Origin of the sequence: Variovorax sp. JS1663, assembly GCF_002157355.1 — a bacterium.
Taxonomy (GTDB): domain Bacteria; phylum Pseudomonadota; class Gammaproteobacteria; order Burkholderiales; family Burkholderiaceae_C; genus Variovorax.
The window spans coordinates 65,219-79,594 of sequence record NZ_LYMK01000022.1 but is presented as its reverse complement, the minus strand read 5'-3'; the positions used below and the strand labels follow the sequence as shown (position 1 = coordinate 79,594).

The following is a 14,376-nucleotide window of genomic DNA, read 5'->3' as shown; positions in this document are numbered from 1 at the left end:
GATGGCCGGGACCCCGATTCCTGGAATCAGCGACGGCGCGGTTTTCCGCTCGCTCTTCACGGCGTATCCGGACTCCCTTCTGCTGGTCGACACCGAAGGCGTGATCCGCCTGGCGAACCCGGCAGCCGTCGAGCTGCTGGGCTATTCCGCCGAAGAGCTCGTCGGCCTTCCGGTCGACGCGCTGGTTCCCGATGCGATACGCCCGCGCCACGCGGCGTATCGCAAAGCCTATGCCGACCAGCCCCGTTCACGGCCGATGGGCACGCAGATGGACCTGGTTGCCAAGCGGCGCGACGGCAGCGAGGTCTTGGTGGAGATCGCGCTGAGTCCCCTGCAAGACCACGGCCTGCCCTACGTGGTCGCCGCCATCCGCAGTGTCAGCGACTACCCGCGCGTCAAGCAGGCATTGCAGCGGGCCCGGTACGCCGAGTGCCTCGCGCAATTCGGCCGCATTGCCGTGGATGCGCGCGAATCCCAGAGGCTGGTCGAACTCGTTCCCGCCATGGCCGCCGAGGCGCTGCAGGTCGATGCCGCAAAGATCCTGCTGCTCGAGCCGAGCGGCCTGGAGTTTCGCGTCGCAGGGGGCGTCGGCCTGCTGCCCGATGAAACGATTGGCGACCGCATCCCCAACGAGATCCAGTCGCCCTCCGGTGTCGTCGTCGCCGAGGGCAAGCCAGTCGTGGTCAGCGATTTCACCCAGGAGCGACGCTTCAACATCCCTTCGCGAGACCTCCTGGCCGGCCTGGCATGCGAGCTTTCCGTGCCGCTCGCAGACCGTGGCCGCATCATCGGCGTCCTGGCCGTGCGCTCGCTTGCGGCGCGTCCGTTCGGCGACGACGAGATCCAGTTCCTGGAATCCCTGTCCAGCATGCTTGCCACGGTGCTGCAGCGCACCAGCAGCGAGGAGGCACTGAACCACGCGCAGCGGCTCGAGACGGTCGGCCAACTGACGGGCGGCGTGGCGCACGACTTCAACAACCTCCTGACGGTGATCTCGGGCAACCTGCAGGTGCTGGAGGACACACCCGCCTATGCGGCCGACCCGTTCATCCAGCAGCTCGTCGGCGCCGCGTCGCGCGCCACGCGGCGCGGCGCGGAACTCACCAGCAAGCTGCTGGCGTTCTCGCGCAGGCAGGTGCTGGAGCCGACCGTCGTGGACACGGCCGCGTTGCTGCATTCCCTGACCGACATGCTGCGGCGCACGCTGGACCAGCGCATCGTGATCACCCTCGACGCCGAGGAAGTCTTCTGCCTGGCCGATCCGGTGCAGCTCGAATCCGCGCTGCTGAACGTGGCGATCAACGCGCGCGACGCCATGCCGCAGGGCGGCACGCTGGCCTTCAGCTGCCGCGCCGTGCCGGTACTGCCGACGGAGCTCGATCTCAAAGGCGACCAGCGCGCGGAGCACGGCTACGTCGCCATCGCCCTGGCTGATACCGGCATCGGAATGTCCGAATTGATCAAGGAGCGCGCCTTCGAACCCTTTTTCACCACAAAGGAAAGCGGCCGCGGGACCGGACTTGGACTTTCCACCGTCTATGGCTTCGCCAGGCAGTCGCAGGGCACGATCCACCTCGAGAGCGAGCCCGGCGTCGGCACCATGGTCACGCTGTACCTTCCACGGGTGGAAATCGATGCCGGCATCGAGGAATTCACCGATGCCGCAGCGCCGCAACGCATTCCTGCCGGGCTCCGCGTGCTGATCGTGGAAGACGACGCCGAGGTCCGGGCGGTGATGGAGAAGTTCCTCGCCGCGATGGGCTGCCAGGTCATTCCGTGCGGCCAAGCCGAGACGGCTCTGGACCTGCTGGCCTCCGAACCGGACGTCGGGCTGTTGCTCACGGACATCCTGCTCGGTGCCGGCATGCGGGGAACGGCACTGGCCGCCGTGGCACATGCCCAGCGCCCGGACCTGCCGATCCTCCTGATGTCGGGTTATTCCAGCGGCCTCCTCGACCAGCCGCAGCCGTGGGTCCTCCTGCGCAAGCCCTGCACGCGCGCCGAGTTGGAACAGGCCATGATCAAGGTGCTCGGCGCGGCTCAGTGAAGCGCCGCAGCCCGCTCCAACGGCGCTGCCGTGTGCTGGATGAAGCGCGTGAGCGCCTCCACCGTCGGTATCTGGATGTCGCGGCGGCCCTTCTCGATGAAGCGGATCACGTCGCCCCGCGCGAGTTTCGTCAGGGCCCGGCTCACCGACTCCAGCGTCATGCCCAGATAGTTTCCGATCTCGGCGCGCGTCATGAAGAGGGTGATCTGGTCATTGCGCAGGCCACGCTGCTCGAGTGCATCGGCCCAGTAACGCAGGAAGCCCGCCACCCGCGCATCGGCGGGCAAGGTGCACAGGGAGAGCAGCGAGTCGTGGTCGCGCACCAGCTCACGACTCATGGCCTCGTGCAGCGCCGTCAAAAGTGCCGGGGTCCGCAGCGCCGCCTGCATGAGGGCGTCGTAACGGACTGACCAGATCTCGCCCGTGTCGATCGCCACGGCGTCGCACCCATAGTGGCCGGCGGCGATGCCGTCCATGCCCAGCCAGTCGCCCTTGAATTGCAGGCCCACCACCTGCTCACGGCCCTCGTTGGAGAGGTTGACCATCTTGAAGAAGCCCGAGTTCACGACGTACAGGCTGCCGAACGACTGACCCACCTGGAAGACCGTATCACCGGCGCGCACGATGCGCCGCTGGATCGGCACCGTGGCCTCGAGCAGCTGCAGCATGTCCGCAATGCGCCGGGTACCGGCAACTTCAGGCTTGGCAGGGCTTGTCGATTTGTTCACTCTTCGTTCCTCTCAAATGGATGCCCAAGCGTAGAAGCACACTGCAACAGGACGGCCAATGCGGCTGCGGCCTGGGTAACAGAGGGTGAACGCACGATGTCCGTTCGGTGTCAACAGCCGGCGAGATGACGAATATTTGATCGAGGTCAAGCTCTCGGCGGCGGCAGGTCATACCTTTGCGGCTGTGAGCTCCGTCTTCTCCAAATCGTCTTCTTCCGCACCCACGCGCGACCCGCTGATCGCCGCAAGCCTTGGCGCAACCATCGCCGCCGCCAGGAGCCTTCGCGCCAACGCGCGTGTTGGCTCGGCCGGCCAGCCGCTGCGTGGGAAGAATCTGGCCGTGCTGCTCGGCGCCACGCCCAACGACGACGTTCAACGCCTGCACCTGGCTGCCCAGGCCCTCGGCGCCAGGGTGGCGGACCTGCGCTTTGCCGAAACCGGCGCGGGACGTGGAGGCATTCGGGCGCTCGGGCGCATGCTCGGGCGCATGTACGACGCGGTCGATTGCGAGGGCATCCCGGACTGCGTCGCGCGCCAGATCGAACAGGAAGCCGGCGTGCCGGTGTATCAGGGCCTGTGCCTGGATGAGCATGCGGCTCGCCTGGCCGCCGACCTCATGACGCTGCAGGAGCAGCACGCGCCATCGAGCGCGCCGCTTGTCTTCCTGGGCGACGGCACGACGGAGCGTGCCCGCCGCTTCGTCGCGGCGGCGCGCGAAGCCGGCTTCCAGGTGCTCCTGAACGAGAACAACCGGCCTGATGTGCATGGCGCCGTCCTGCTGGTCGACGCCACGCATACCGCGCGCTGGACGCTGATCGCGGGCCGGCCGATCGACGAGGCGCAGCGCTCCGAGAACCACCGTTGCGTCATCCAGGCCATGCTCCTGGATGTCCTCGTCAGGGGCTGAATCGTCGATGAGCCGCCCGAGTTCGCCGCCGTCAGCGACACCAAAGCTCGATCTGGCGGCCGAGATCCATCCACAAGGCCCGCGCGGCCATCGCAGCGAGCAACACGCCTGCAAGACGGCTTCCCCAATCCCTGCGAAGCGGGCCGCCATCGGCGCCGAGCCGCTCCAGCAGCCACGGCGCGAGCATCAGCGACAGGCCGCTGCCGGCGGCGAAAAGCGCCATGACCCCGGCCCCCTGGACGGGGCTGTTCGCCAGCCCGGCCAGCATCAGCGCCGAATAGAGCAAGCCGCAGGGCATGCACACCCACAAGGCGCCCGCGGCGAACAGCGTTCGCGCGGAACCTCCCGAGGGCCGCAGGCGCGCCGACAGCGCGCGCCCGGCACGGCGGGCCCAAACCGGCTGCCGCCCGAGCACCGCCAACATGATCCCCCAGCAAAGAATGAACACGTGCAGCAGCGCCCACAACGGGCGCAGGGCGGCAACCTGCACGCTCGCATCGGCCAGGTTCTGAACCGCGGCCGCAGCCAGCGCCCCGCCTGCCGCGTAGCCCGAGATCCGGCCCGCATGGAAGATCCACGATGCGGAGCCCCCCTGCAAGCCGTCCTGCAGTGCCGCACCGCCGCCGCTCGCGGGCGCCCGGACGATGCGAATCACCCCACCGCAGGCGGCTGCGCACATGACCGCACAATGCGGCCCGCTGGCGAGGCCCATCAGGAGCGCGGTGACCGCCAGCGCACCCTGCATGGTCAGACGACGCGCGAGAAGCGGGCGCGGGTGCGATCGGCCTGGAGATAGCGGTCGAACACCATGGCGATGGCACGCACGAAGAACCACCCCTCGGCAGTGACCTCGATGTCGTGGTCGCGAAGCCTCACCAGTCCCTGTGCCGCCAGCGGCGCCAGGGCCACCAGCTCATGCGCGAAATGACGCCGGAAGTCGATCAGGTGGGCTTGCGAGATGGCCTCGAAGTCCAGGCGTCCCTGGCACATCAGGGCCATGATCACCGCCCGCCGCAGCACGTCGTCGCGCGTCAGTGCCAGGCCGCGCACGACAGGCAGCCGGTCCTGGTCCAGGTGGTCGTAGTACTCCTCCAGGGTCTTCGCATTCTGGCTGTAGGTCGCACCCACCCTGCCGATCGCCGACACGCCGAGCGCCACCAGGTCGCAGTCCGGCTGGGTGCTGTAGCCCTGGAAATTGCGGTGCAGGCGGCCTTGCCGCTTGGCGATGGCGAGGGGGTCCTCCGGTAGCGCGAAATGGTCCATGCCGATGTAGACATAGCCGGCAGCGGTCAGTGCCGCGATCGAGCGCGACAGCATCTCGACGCGGGCTTTCGCGTCCGGCAACTCCATGGTGGAAAGGCGCCGCTGCGCCTTGAACCGTTCGGGTAGGTGCGCGTAGGCATACAGCGCGATCCGGTCGGGCCGCAGTTCGTTGACCTGCGCCAGCGTGCGATCGAAGGATTGGGTGGTCTGGCGCGGCAGCCCGTAGATCAGGTCGATGTTGATGGAGTCGAACCCGAGTCCGCGGGCACTGTTCATCAGATCGAAGACCTGCCTGGCGGGCTGGATGCGGTGGATCGCCTTCTGCACATCGGGGTCGAAGTCCTGAACGCCGAAGCTCAGGCGATCGAAGCCCATCTCCGCGAGCCGGGCCAGCCGATGGCCATCCACCGTACGCGGGTCGATCTCGATCGACTGCTCGCGCCCCGCCGCCAGCGTGAAAGCCCCGCTCAGCATCGACATCAGCTCGCGCAGCCCTGCGTCATGCAGGAATGTCGGCGTGCCGCCACCCAGGTGCAGCTGGCTGACCACGGCGCCCCGTCCCAGTTGCGCCGCCTGCAGTTCGATCTCACGGCCCAGGTAGTCGAGGTACTGCCTTCCACGGCTGTGATGGCGGGTGACGACCTTGTTGCAGGCGCAGTAATAGCAGAGCGATTCGCAGAACGGGATGTGGACGTAGACCGACAGCGTCCGGCCGTGCGCGCCGAGTTCGCTGCGCTGGCGAAGCGCGGTCACGTAGTCGTCGGCCGTGAAGGCGTCGACGAAGCGATCCGCGGTCGGATACGAGGTGTAGCGCGGGCCCGGGACATCGAAGCGCCGCAGGATACCTGGCGATGGCGCGGGCTGTGACGGATGGGCGGGGGCGAAGGCCAGACGGGGATTCATCGCGGCAAGGGTGAAGTCGTGGGCTCACTATGCCGGCTTGCCGGCCCGTGGCAGTTGATATGCATCAAGCCTGCGGTGTGTGCCGCCGCCCAGAATGGCCGCAGAACCGCAACACGCCCCATGAAACACGCAAACATCAAAGTCGCCTGTTCCAGCTGTTCCCTGCGCGAACTCTGCATGCCCGCGGCACTGGACGCCGACGATCTCCGCCGCATCGACGAGATCGTCGCGACGCGCAGACGCGTCCGACGGCGCGAGACCCTGTTTCGGACGGGCGATCGCTTCACCTCGCTCTTCGCGATCCGCTCCGGCTTCTTCAAGACCCGCGTGGCCAGCGAGGACGGCCGCGACCAGGTCACCGGCTTCCAGATGGCGGGCGAGATCATCGGCCTCGACGGCATCGTCAACGATGAACACAGCTGCGACGCGGTGGCGCTCGAGGATGCCGAGGTGTGCGTGATGCCATTCCAGCGCATCGAGGCCTTGTCGCGCGAGGTGAAGGCATTGCAGCGCCACATTCACCAGATCATGAGCCGCGAGATCGTGCGCGACCACGGCGTGATGCTTCTCCTGGGCAGCATGCGGGCCGAGGAGCGCTTGGCCGCATTCCTGCTCAACCTGGTTCAGCGCCTGCGCGCACGCGGCTTTTCCCAGTCGGAGTTCATCCTGCGGATGACGCGGGAGGAGATCGGCAGCTATATGGGTCTCACGCTCGAGACGATCAGCCGCACCATGTCGAAGTTCGTGGCGGACGGCATCCTCGAAATCGATCAGCGCAAGGTTCGCATCGTCGATCCGGAAGCTCTGCAGCGCATCCTCAATCCTCCCGGATGTTGATCCTGGCGGAAGGCGTGTTCAGCAGCAGCGTCAGTGCGGCTGCCCCTGCGGCCGTCAGCCAGAATACGAAGAAGGCAGCGGTGTAGACGGCCTGTCGGGACAGGCCGATCGATTCACCGCGCCAGTGCAGGTCTGCGGGGTCGACGAGCGCGAACACCAGCAGCTCCATCACGCAGGCCAGCAGGAAGGCCGGCCACAGCATCGACATCCAGCTCTGTTTCGTCATGGCCTCAACGCCTCGGTGCGCGCAGGTCGTCGGCCGGCGTTGCGGCATGGTTGCGCCCTGCCATCGCAGGCATCAGCTTCTTGCCGCCGGGGTCCCTGGCCAATTCCAATCCCTGGCGGTAGTAGTCGGTCGTCACCACCGGGTCCGGTGAACGCAGCGCAAGCCACAGTGTCGTGAAGCCCGCGACCACCACCGCGGCCGGCAAGGCCACTACCAGCCACACCAGCGGAAAGCACCACCAGGGCTCGCCCTCCGGCGCCGGAGCAGACAGTGCGCGATCATCGTTCATGACGGGGTCTCCTTCTCGTCGTTCAACGGGGCACCATGAAGGTGGCCTTTTCCGATACGTGGGCGCTGCCGTCTTCCGTTCCGACATCGAAGTGCACGGCATGCGAGCCGGCGCTTGAGGTGCCATAGGGAAGCTGCAGTGCAACCACCACCCATTTCGATTGCGCGGACCCGACTTCCACCGATGCGTTGGAGGCAACGCGCAGTCCAGGCAGTCCGTCCGCCTGGATGCGATAGCGCTGCGGCCGCTCGGTCGCGTTCATGATCTGCAGCCGGTAGACGTTCTCGAGCTGGCCACCTTCCACGATGCGGGCCATCGAGGCCCTGTCGCGTACCACGTCGACCTTCAGCGGCGTGCGCACGACAAGGCTGACGAGCAGCCCAAGCGTCAGCGCCGACAGCAGGGCGACGTAGATCAGCACGCGCGGACGCAACACCCGCCGCAGCACCTGGGCGCGCGTCCAGCGCCCGGCCATGCTGTTCTGGGTGGCATAGCGAATGAGTCCGCGCGGCAAGGCCATCTTGTCCATCACCGTGTTGCAGGCATCCACACAGAGACCGCACCCGATGCACTGGTACTGCAGCCCTTGCCGGATGTCGATCCCGGTCGGGCAGACCTGCACGCACAGGCCGCAGTCGATGCAGTCGCCCAGGCCGTGGGCGCGCGCATCGCTGCCCCTGGGGCGCACGCCGCGCGGGTCGCCGCGGGCGCCGTCGTAGCTCACGATCAGCGTGTCGCGGTCGAACATCGCACTCTGGAAGCGCGCGTAGGGGCACATGTAGGTGCAGACCTGTTCACGCATGAAGCCCGCGTTGCCGTACGTCGCGAAGCCGTAGAACAGGACCCAGAAGATCTCCCAGGCGCTCATGCGCGTCTGCAGGAACGCCAGCCCCAGCTCACGCACCGGTGTGAAGTAGCCGACGAAGGTGAAGCCCGTCCACAGTGCGAGCCCGAGCCATACCACGTGCTTGAACCACTTCTTGACCAGCTTCTCGAGCGAGAAGGCTTCGCCGTCCAGGCGCATGCGCGCAGTCCGGTTGCCCTCGATCCGGTGCTCGATCCACATGAACATCTCGGTGTAGACGGTCTGCGGGCAGGCGTAGCCGCACCATAGCCGCCCCGCCACCGCCGTGAACAGGAACAGCGAAAGCGCCGAGACCACCAGCAGGCCGGTCAGGTAGATCAAGTCCTGCGGATACAGCACCAGCCCGAGGACGTAGAAGCGCCGCGCCCCCAGGTCGAACAGCACCGCCTGGCGCTGCCCCCACTCCAGCCAAGGCAGGCCGTAGAACACCAACTGCGTGAGGAAGACCATGGCCCAGCGCCACCGCGCGAAGGCACCCTGCACCGTGCGCGGATAGATCTTCCGGTGCGCGGCGAAGAGGCGCCCGTCATCCTGCGCCTGCGCGATCGGGATCACCCGGCGCGCGGTCTGAACGGAGGTGGACGTCTTTGACATGGTGTTGGACCCGGCACCGGGGCTCAGGGCGCGGGGTTCGGCTTGTTCGACAGGCCCCACACGTACGATGCAAGCACATGGATCTGCGCCTCGGTCAGCCGGCCTTGCTGCGCCGGCATCTGGTTGGTCTTGCCGGTGTTGATGATCGCGATGATGGCCTCCTGCCCATAGCCGTGCAGCCAGACCTTGTCGGCCAGGTTGGGGGCGCCCATGGCCGGGTTGCCGGTGCCGGCAGCGCCATGGCAGGCCGCGCACGCGCTGAACTTGCTCTTGCCCAGGCCGGCGCGCACGGAGTCGTGCGGGGCACCGGAAAGGCTCAGGACGTAGTTGGCGACGTTCTTGACGTCGTCGGCACTGCCTACCGCCGCGGCCATCGGCGGCATGACGCCGGTGCGGCCCTGCGCGATCGACTCCGCGATCTTCTCCGGCGTGCCGCCATGCAGCCAGTCGCGGTCGGCCAGGTTCGGGAAGCCCTTGCTGCCGCGCGCATCCGAGCCGTGGCATTGCGCACAGTTGTTCAGGAACAGCTTCTCGCCGATCGCCATGGCCTCGGGTGCGCCGGCCACGCGTTCGACCGGCATGGACGCATAGGCGGCATAGACCGGCTCGAGCTGGCGCCTGGCGTTCGCAACGTCCTTGCCGTATTCGTCGCGCGTGCTCCATGCCAGCTCGCCCGGGTAGCTGCCGAGGCCGGGGTAGGCCACCAGGTAGGCCAGGCCGACGATGATGGTGATCACGAACAGGCCCATCCACCAGCGTGGCATCGGGTTGTTCGCTTCGCGCAGGTCCTCGTCCCAGAGATGGCCGGTGGTGCCGTCGGCATCCCCCGGCGTGCGCGCCCGGGCCACCAGCCAGAGCAGCACGGCACACAGCAGGATGCTGACCAGGGTGGCGATCGCCACGTAGTTCGACCAGAAGTCGCTGAAGAAGTCGCTCATGGGTGTCTTTCAGTCATGCTCGAAGGGCAGCCGGCCGGCATCCTCGAAGGCAGGTGCGCGCCTCCTGGAGAAGGCCCAGGCCAGGATGCCGAGGAAGACGGCAAACGACAGCAGCGTGGCGACGATGCGCAGGGTGGTCACGTCCATGGCCCGCTCCTACCTGACGGCGAGGCCAAGCGATTGCAGGTAGGACACCAGTGCGTCCAGTTCAGTCCTGCCCTTGAGTTCGGCGGGCGCCTTGGCGATCTGCTCGTCCGTGAAAGGGACGCCGACCCGGCGCAGGGCCCGCATGTGATCGGCAGCGACCGCACCATCCACTGGCGCCTTCTCGAGCCACGGATAGGCCGGCATGTTCGATTCGGGCACCAGGTCGCGCGGATTGGCCAGGTGGATGCGATGCCACTCGTCGCTGTACCTGCCGCCCACGCGCGCCAGGTCGGGACCGGTGCGCTTGCTGCCCCACTGGAAGGGGTGGTCGTAGACGAACTCGCCCGCCACCGAATAATGGCCATAGCGCAGCGTCTCGGCCCTGAACGGCCGGATCATCTGCGAGTGGCAGTTGTAGCACCCCTCGCGCACGTAGATGTCGCGGCCCACGACCTGGAGCGCGCTGGGCGGCTGCATGCCAGCCACCGCCTCGGTCGTGGAGCGCTGGAAGAACAGCGGCACGATCTCCACCAGGCCGCCGACCGCCACCACCAGCAGGATCAGCACCACCATCAGGAAATTGCTGGTCTCGACCTTCTCGTGCGAGAAGCCGGATCCGGAAGAACTGGAGCTCATTGGGTCTTTCTCAGGTAAGTGCCGCGGCGGGCTGCGGGATGGCGACGCGCTCCGAGCGGCCGGAGCTGACCGTCATCAAGACGTTCCAGGCCATCAGCAGCATGCCGCCCAGGTAGAGCAGGCCGCCGAGCATGCGCACCACGTAATAGGGATAGGTGGCCTTGACGCTCTCGACGAAGGTGTAGGTGAGCGTGCCGTCAAGGTCCACCGAGCGCCACATCAGGCCCTGCATCACCCCGGCGATCCACATGGCCGCGATGTAGAGCACGATGCCGATGGTCGACATCCAGAAGTGCGTCTCGATTGCCTTCACGCTGTACATCTCGGTGCGGCCATACATCCGCGGGATCAGGTAATAGAGCGATCCCATCGAGATCAGGCCGACCCAGCCGAGCGCACCGCTGTGCACGTGTCCCACCGTCCAGTCCGTGTAGTGGGACAGCGCATTCACGGTCTTGATCGACATCATCGGCCCCTCGAAGGTCGACATGCCGTAGAAGGAGAGCGACACAATCAGGAAGCGCAGGATCGGATCGGTGCGCAGCTTGTGCCAGGCGCCCGAGAGGGTCATGATCCCGTTGATCATCCCGCCCCAGCTCGGCGCCAGCAGGATCAGCGAGAACACCATGCCGATCGACTGCGTCCAGTCCGGGAGTGCCGTGTAGTGCAGGTGGTGCGGGCCCGCCCACATATAGGTGAAGATCAGCGCCCAGAAGTGCACGATGGACAGCCGGTACGAATACACCGGACGTCCCACCTGCTTGGGGATGTAGTAATACATCATCCCCAGGAAGCCCGCCGTGAGGAAGAAGCCCACCGCGTTGTGGCCATACCACCACTGCACCATGGCGTCCTGCACGCCGGCATAGGCCGAATAGCTCTTCATCAGGCCGGCAGGCATGGCCGCGCTGTTGACGATGTGCAGCAACGCGACCGCGATGATGAAGGCACCGTAGAACCAGTTGGCCACGTAGATGTGGCGCACCTTGCGCGTGCCGACGGTTCCGAAGAAGACGATGGCATAGGCCACCCACACCAACGCGATGAGAATGTCGATCGGCCATTCGAGCTCGGCGTATTCCTTGCCGCTGGTGTAGCCCAGCGGCAGGCTGATGGCGGCGGCCACGATGACCGCCTGCCACCCCCAGAAGACGAAGGACGCCAGCGCAGGCGCGAACAGCCGTGTCTGGCAGGTGCGCTGCACCACGTGGAAGCTGGTCGCCATCAGCGCGCAGCCGCCGAAGGCGAAGATGACGGCGTTGGTGTGCAGCGGCCGCAGCCGCCCGTAGCTCAGCCACGGAATGCCGAAGTTGAGCTGCGGCCAGGCCAGCTGCGAGGCGATGACCACGCCCACCAGCATTCCGACCACGCCCCACACCACCGCCATGAGCGCGAACTGCCGCACGACGGTGTCGCTGTAGACGGCCTGGGAGGAATTCGATGAATGCATTTCTGAAAGCCTTGTCGTGGATGCAGGCAGTGTCCCGTGTGAAGCGACGCTGCGTTTTGATGCAGATCAATCCCCGCGCAGGATGCGCTCCCCTTCCCGATCGATGTCCTCGAACTGACCGCGATCCACGGCCCACCAGAGCCCGCCGAGCACGGCCAGCACCAGCACCACGGAAAGGGGGACGAGCAGGAACAGGATGTCCATCAGCGCCGCGCCTCCACCGGCGCGACCAGGCGCGCCGCGTTCAGCACCACCGCCAGCGAGCTGGCGGCCATCCCGAGCCCGGCGAGCCAGGCGGGCAGCCAGCCGGCGAGCGCCAATGGCACGCACAGGGCGTTGTAGCCCGCGGCCCACCAGAGGTTCTGGCGCACCACCCGCAGGGTGCGGCGAGCCTGCGCGACGGCCAGCGGAATGGCCAGGAGGGAATCCCCGAGCACGACGAAGTCGGCGCGCGCCTGCGCCAGCGGCACTGCCGCGCCGACCGCGAATGAAGCATGGGCGTGGGCGAGCACCGGCCCATCGTTGAGTCCATCGCCCACCATCGCGACACGCCGTCCTTGCGCCTGGCGTTCGCGGAGGGCTTGCAGCTTCGCCTCCGGCGTGCAGTCGCCTTGTGCATCCCGGATGCCAGCCCGCCGGGCGATCGCGTGCACCGCCGCCGAGCGGTCGCCGGACAGCAGGTGCAGCGACAACCCTTGAGCCTCGAGCGCCGTCACGGCATCGCCCGCATCGGGACGCAACTCCTCGGCCAGCACGAAGCTCGCGATCCAGCCCTGCGGCTCGCCCAGATGAACCTGGACTGCATCCACCTGCAGCGCCGGGACGCCGCAGAAAGCCGCTGAGCCGAGGCGCAGGCGGCGCGCCGCGCCGCGCGAGTCGCCCAGGCGCCGCATGCGGCCCTCCAGCCCCATGCCGCCGTGCTCCGTCAGCTGGAGCAGTTCCCATGCCGGGGCAGACCGGAACTGCGCGCGCCAGGCATTGACGAGCGCCCGCGCGGCCGGATGCAGGGATTGCGCGCCGAGGGCGGCAGCAAGCTCGACGGCGTCGCCGGGCCGCAACCCTTTTCTACAGTAGACGCGGTCCAGCCGAGGAGTGTCGCGGGTCAGCGTGCCGGTCTTGTCGAACATCACGGTGTCTACCGTCGCCAGTGCCTCGAGTGCCTGCAGGTTGCGCACCATCACGCCGCGGCGCGCCAGCGCGCCGGCGCTCGCGAGCATCGCTGCCGGCGCGGCGAGCGACAGGGCGCAGGGGCAGGTCACGATCAGCACCGCAACCGCCACCATCAGCGCCTTGCCGGGATCGATCTGCCACCACAACAGCGCCGCCAGGGCCGCGGCGGCCAGCACCGCCGCCAGGAAGGGCCGCGCGGCACGATCGGCCACCCGGGCAAGCCGCGGCTTCTGCGTCGACGCGGCCTCCATGAGTGCAACGATCTGCGAAAAACGCGTGCCCTGGCCGAGCGTCTCGACACGGACCTGGACAGCCGATGAAAGGTTATGGCTGCCGGCAAGCACCCGAGCGCCGAGGGGCCGCGGCACGGGGCGCGACTCGCCGGTCAGCAGGGCCTCGTCGGCCGTCGTGTCGCCGGCAACGACCAGGCCATCCGCCGGAAAGGCCTCGCCAGGCAGCACACGCACCACGTCGCCGACGGCGAGGCGCCGGACGGCAACGCGCGTGAAGGCGCCGTCGGCGCCCAGCCGCTCCACGCTGTCAGGCAGGCGATTCATCAGCGACTCGAGCGCTCCGGCCGTGCGGTCGCGCAGGCGCGCCTCGAGCCACCGGCCCGTCAGGAGGAAGAAGACGAACATCGTCAGCGAGTCGAAATACACCTGCGCACCCAGCGGTCCCGCCGGGTCGAAGGTGGCGACGGTGCTCACCAGGAAGGTGATCGAAATGCCCAGAGCGACCGGCAGGTCCATGCCGATGCGCCGGAAGCGCAGGTCGGCGAAGGCGCTGCGAAAGAAGGGGCTGCAGGAAAACAGCATGACCGGCAGCGTGAGCACCCAGGCCGCCCAGTGCATCAGCTGCACGGCGTCGGCCGTCATGTCGCCGGGCCCGGCCACGTACGCCGGATAGGCATACATCATGACCTGCATCATGCAGAAGCCGGCCACCAGCCAGCGCCACAACGCCATCCTGGATTCCCGCGTGCGCCGGGCGCGCGCCGACATGTCCGTGGCGGGCAGGAGCGGGTAGCCGGCGTCGGCGCACGCTGCGAACCACAGCGAGGGCTTTGCCGAGGAGCCCGTCCAGACCACCCTGGCACGCCGGGTCGCCGCGTTGACGTCGACCTTCTGCACACCCGGCACCCGTGCCAGCGCCGCCTCGACCGTGAAGGCACAGGCCGCGCAGTGCATGCCCTGGATCACCACCTGGGATTCCCACCGACCGCCGGCGGCGTCGCCATCCAGGGGCCGGCTGAATGCCGCCCATTCGTCCGGATCGTCGAGCAGCGCCCAACCCGCTTCCCGCGCTGTGTCGGGGCAGGGGGTGGAACGATGAGGCGCCGGAACCGGCTGGGTTGCAGCTTGCATGCCGCGAGGCTA

At 67.6% G+C, this 14,376-nt stretch carries 15 protein-coding genes; 3 read left to right on the top strand and 12 right to left on the bottom strand.

Translation table 11 applies throughout. The features are described from left to right. Position 1 precedes the first annotated feature (1 nt). A complete protein-coding gene (locus A8M77_RS19065; protein ID WP_086923074.1) occupies positions 2-2,047 on the top strand; it encodes a PAS domain S-box protein in 2,046 nt (681 codons plus the stop codon). Here the strand turns inward: A8M77_RS19065 and A8M77_RS19060 are convergent. Further along, complete coding sequence (locus A8M77_RS19060) at positions 2,041-2,775, bottom strand: Crp/Fnr family transcriptional regulator (RefSeq protein WP_238136882.1); 735 nt, start codon at positions 2,773-2,775, stop codon at positions 2,041-2,043. The two genes, A8M77_RS19065 and A8M77_RS19060, sit on opposite strands and share 7 nt — an antisense overlap. A 184-nt stretch (positions 2,776-2,959) precedes the next feature. Between A8M77_RS19060 and A8M77_RS19055 the strand changes: the two genes are divergently transcribed. Then, the gene (locus A8M77_RS19055; protein ID WP_143694657.1) at positions 2,960-3,682 is read left to right on the top strand and encodes a hypothetical protein; all 723 of its coding nucleotides are present in this window, start codon (positions 2,960-2,962) and stop codon (positions 3,680-3,682) included. Between the two features lie 31 nt (positions 3,683-3,713). On the opposite strand, the gene A8M77_RS19050 is transcribed toward A8M77_RS19055, so the two are convergent. Together A8M77_RS19050 and hemN are read right to left on the bottom strand one after the other, a co-directional pair. Further along, positions 3,714-4,427 (bottom strand): sulfite exporter TauE/SafE family protein, encoded by a 714-nt coding sequence (locus A8M77_RS19050; protein WP_086923071.1) that lies wholly within the window; start codon positions 4,425-4,427, stop codon positions 3,714-3,716. Between the two features lie 2 nt (positions 4,428-4,429). Continuing rightward, entirely contained in the window at positions 4,430-5,848 is a 1,419-nt protein-coding gene (gene hemN / locus A8M77_RS19045) for an oxygen-independent coproporphyrinogen III oxidase (protein WP_086923070.1), read from the bottom strand. A 120-nt stretch (positions 5,849-5,968) separates the two neighbouring features. On the opposite strand from hemN, the gene fnr reads away from it, so the two are divergent. Next, positions 5,969-6,685 (top strand): fumarate/nitrate reduction transcriptional regulator Fnr, encoded by a 717-nt coding sequence (gene fnr / locus A8M77_RS19040; protein ID WP_086923069.1) that lies wholly within the window; start codon positions 5,969-5,971, stop codon positions 6,683-6,685. Here fnr and A8M77_RS19035 read toward each other — a convergent pair. The 9 genes from A8M77_RS19035 to A8M77_RS18995 form a co-directional block, all read right to left on the bottom strand. Continuing rightward, positions 6,666-6,911, bottom strand: coding sequence for a hypothetical protein (locus A8M77_RS19035; RefSeq protein WP_086923068.1), 246 nt, complete (start codon positions 6,909-6,911; stop codon positions 6,666-6,668). The genes fnr and A8M77_RS19035 overlap by 20 nt on opposite strands. Positions 6,912-6,915: 4 nt before the next feature. Next, the gene (locus A8M77_RS19030) at positions 6,916-7,200 is read right to left on the bottom strand and encodes a FixH family protein (RefSeq protein WP_086923067.1); all 285 of its coding nucleotides are present in this window, start codon (positions 7,198-7,200) and stop codon (positions 6,916-6,918) included. Positions 7,201-7,222: 22 nt separating this feature from the next. Then, positions 7,223-8,659 carry a cytochrome c oxidase accessory protein CcoG gene (gene ccoG / locus A8M77_RS19025; protein WP_086923066.1) on the bottom strand — a complete coding sequence of 479 codons (1,437 nt, stop codon included), beginning with the start codon at positions 8,657-8,659 and terminating at the stop codon, positions 7,223-7,225. Positions 8,660-8,682: 23 nt separating this feature from the next. Beyond that, positions 8,683-9,597: a cytochrome-c oxidase, cbb3-type subunit III gene (ccoP, locus tag A8M77_RS19020; protein ID WP_086923065.1), complete on the bottom strand. Its 915-nt coding sequence runs from the start codon at positions 9,595-9,597 to the stop codon at positions 8,683-8,685. A 9-nt stretch (positions 9,598-9,606) separates the two neighbouring features. Then, positions 9,607-9,744, bottom strand: a complete 138-nt coding sequence (locus tag A8M77_RS19015) for a cbb3-type cytochrome oxidase subunit 3 (protein ID WP_086923064.1) — start codon at positions 9,742-9,744, stop codon at positions 9,607-9,609. A 9-nt stretch (positions 9,745-9,753) separates the two neighbouring features. Further along, positions 9,754-10,380 (bottom strand): cytochrome-c oxidase, cbb3-type subunit II, encoded by a 627-nt coding sequence (gene ccoO / locus A8M77_RS19010; protein WP_086923063.1) that lies wholly within the window; start codon positions 10,378-10,380, stop codon positions 9,754-9,756. Between the two features lie 10 nt (positions 10,381-10,390). Next, complete coding sequence (gene ccoN, locus A8M77_RS19005; RefSeq protein WP_086923062.1) at positions 10,391-11,830, bottom strand: cytochrome-c oxidase, cbb3-type subunit I; 1,440 nt, start codon at positions 11,828-11,830, stop codon at positions 10,391-10,393. A 66-nt stretch (positions 11,831-11,896) separates the two neighbouring features. Next, positions 11,897-12,034, bottom strand: coding sequence for a cbb3-type cytochrome oxidase assembly protein CcoS (gene ccoS, locus A8M77_RS19000; RefSeq protein WP_086923061.1), 138 nt, complete (start codon positions 12,032-12,034; stop codon positions 11,897-11,899). Next, a complete protein-coding gene (locus A8M77_RS18995; protein WP_086923060.1) occupies positions 12,034-14,364 on the bottom strand; it encodes a heavy metal translocating P-type ATPase in 2,331 nt (776 codons plus the stop codon). The genes ccoS and A8M77_RS18995 overlap by 1 nt, the downstream gene beginning before the upstream one ends. Positions 14,365-14,376 lie beyond the last annotated feature (12 nt).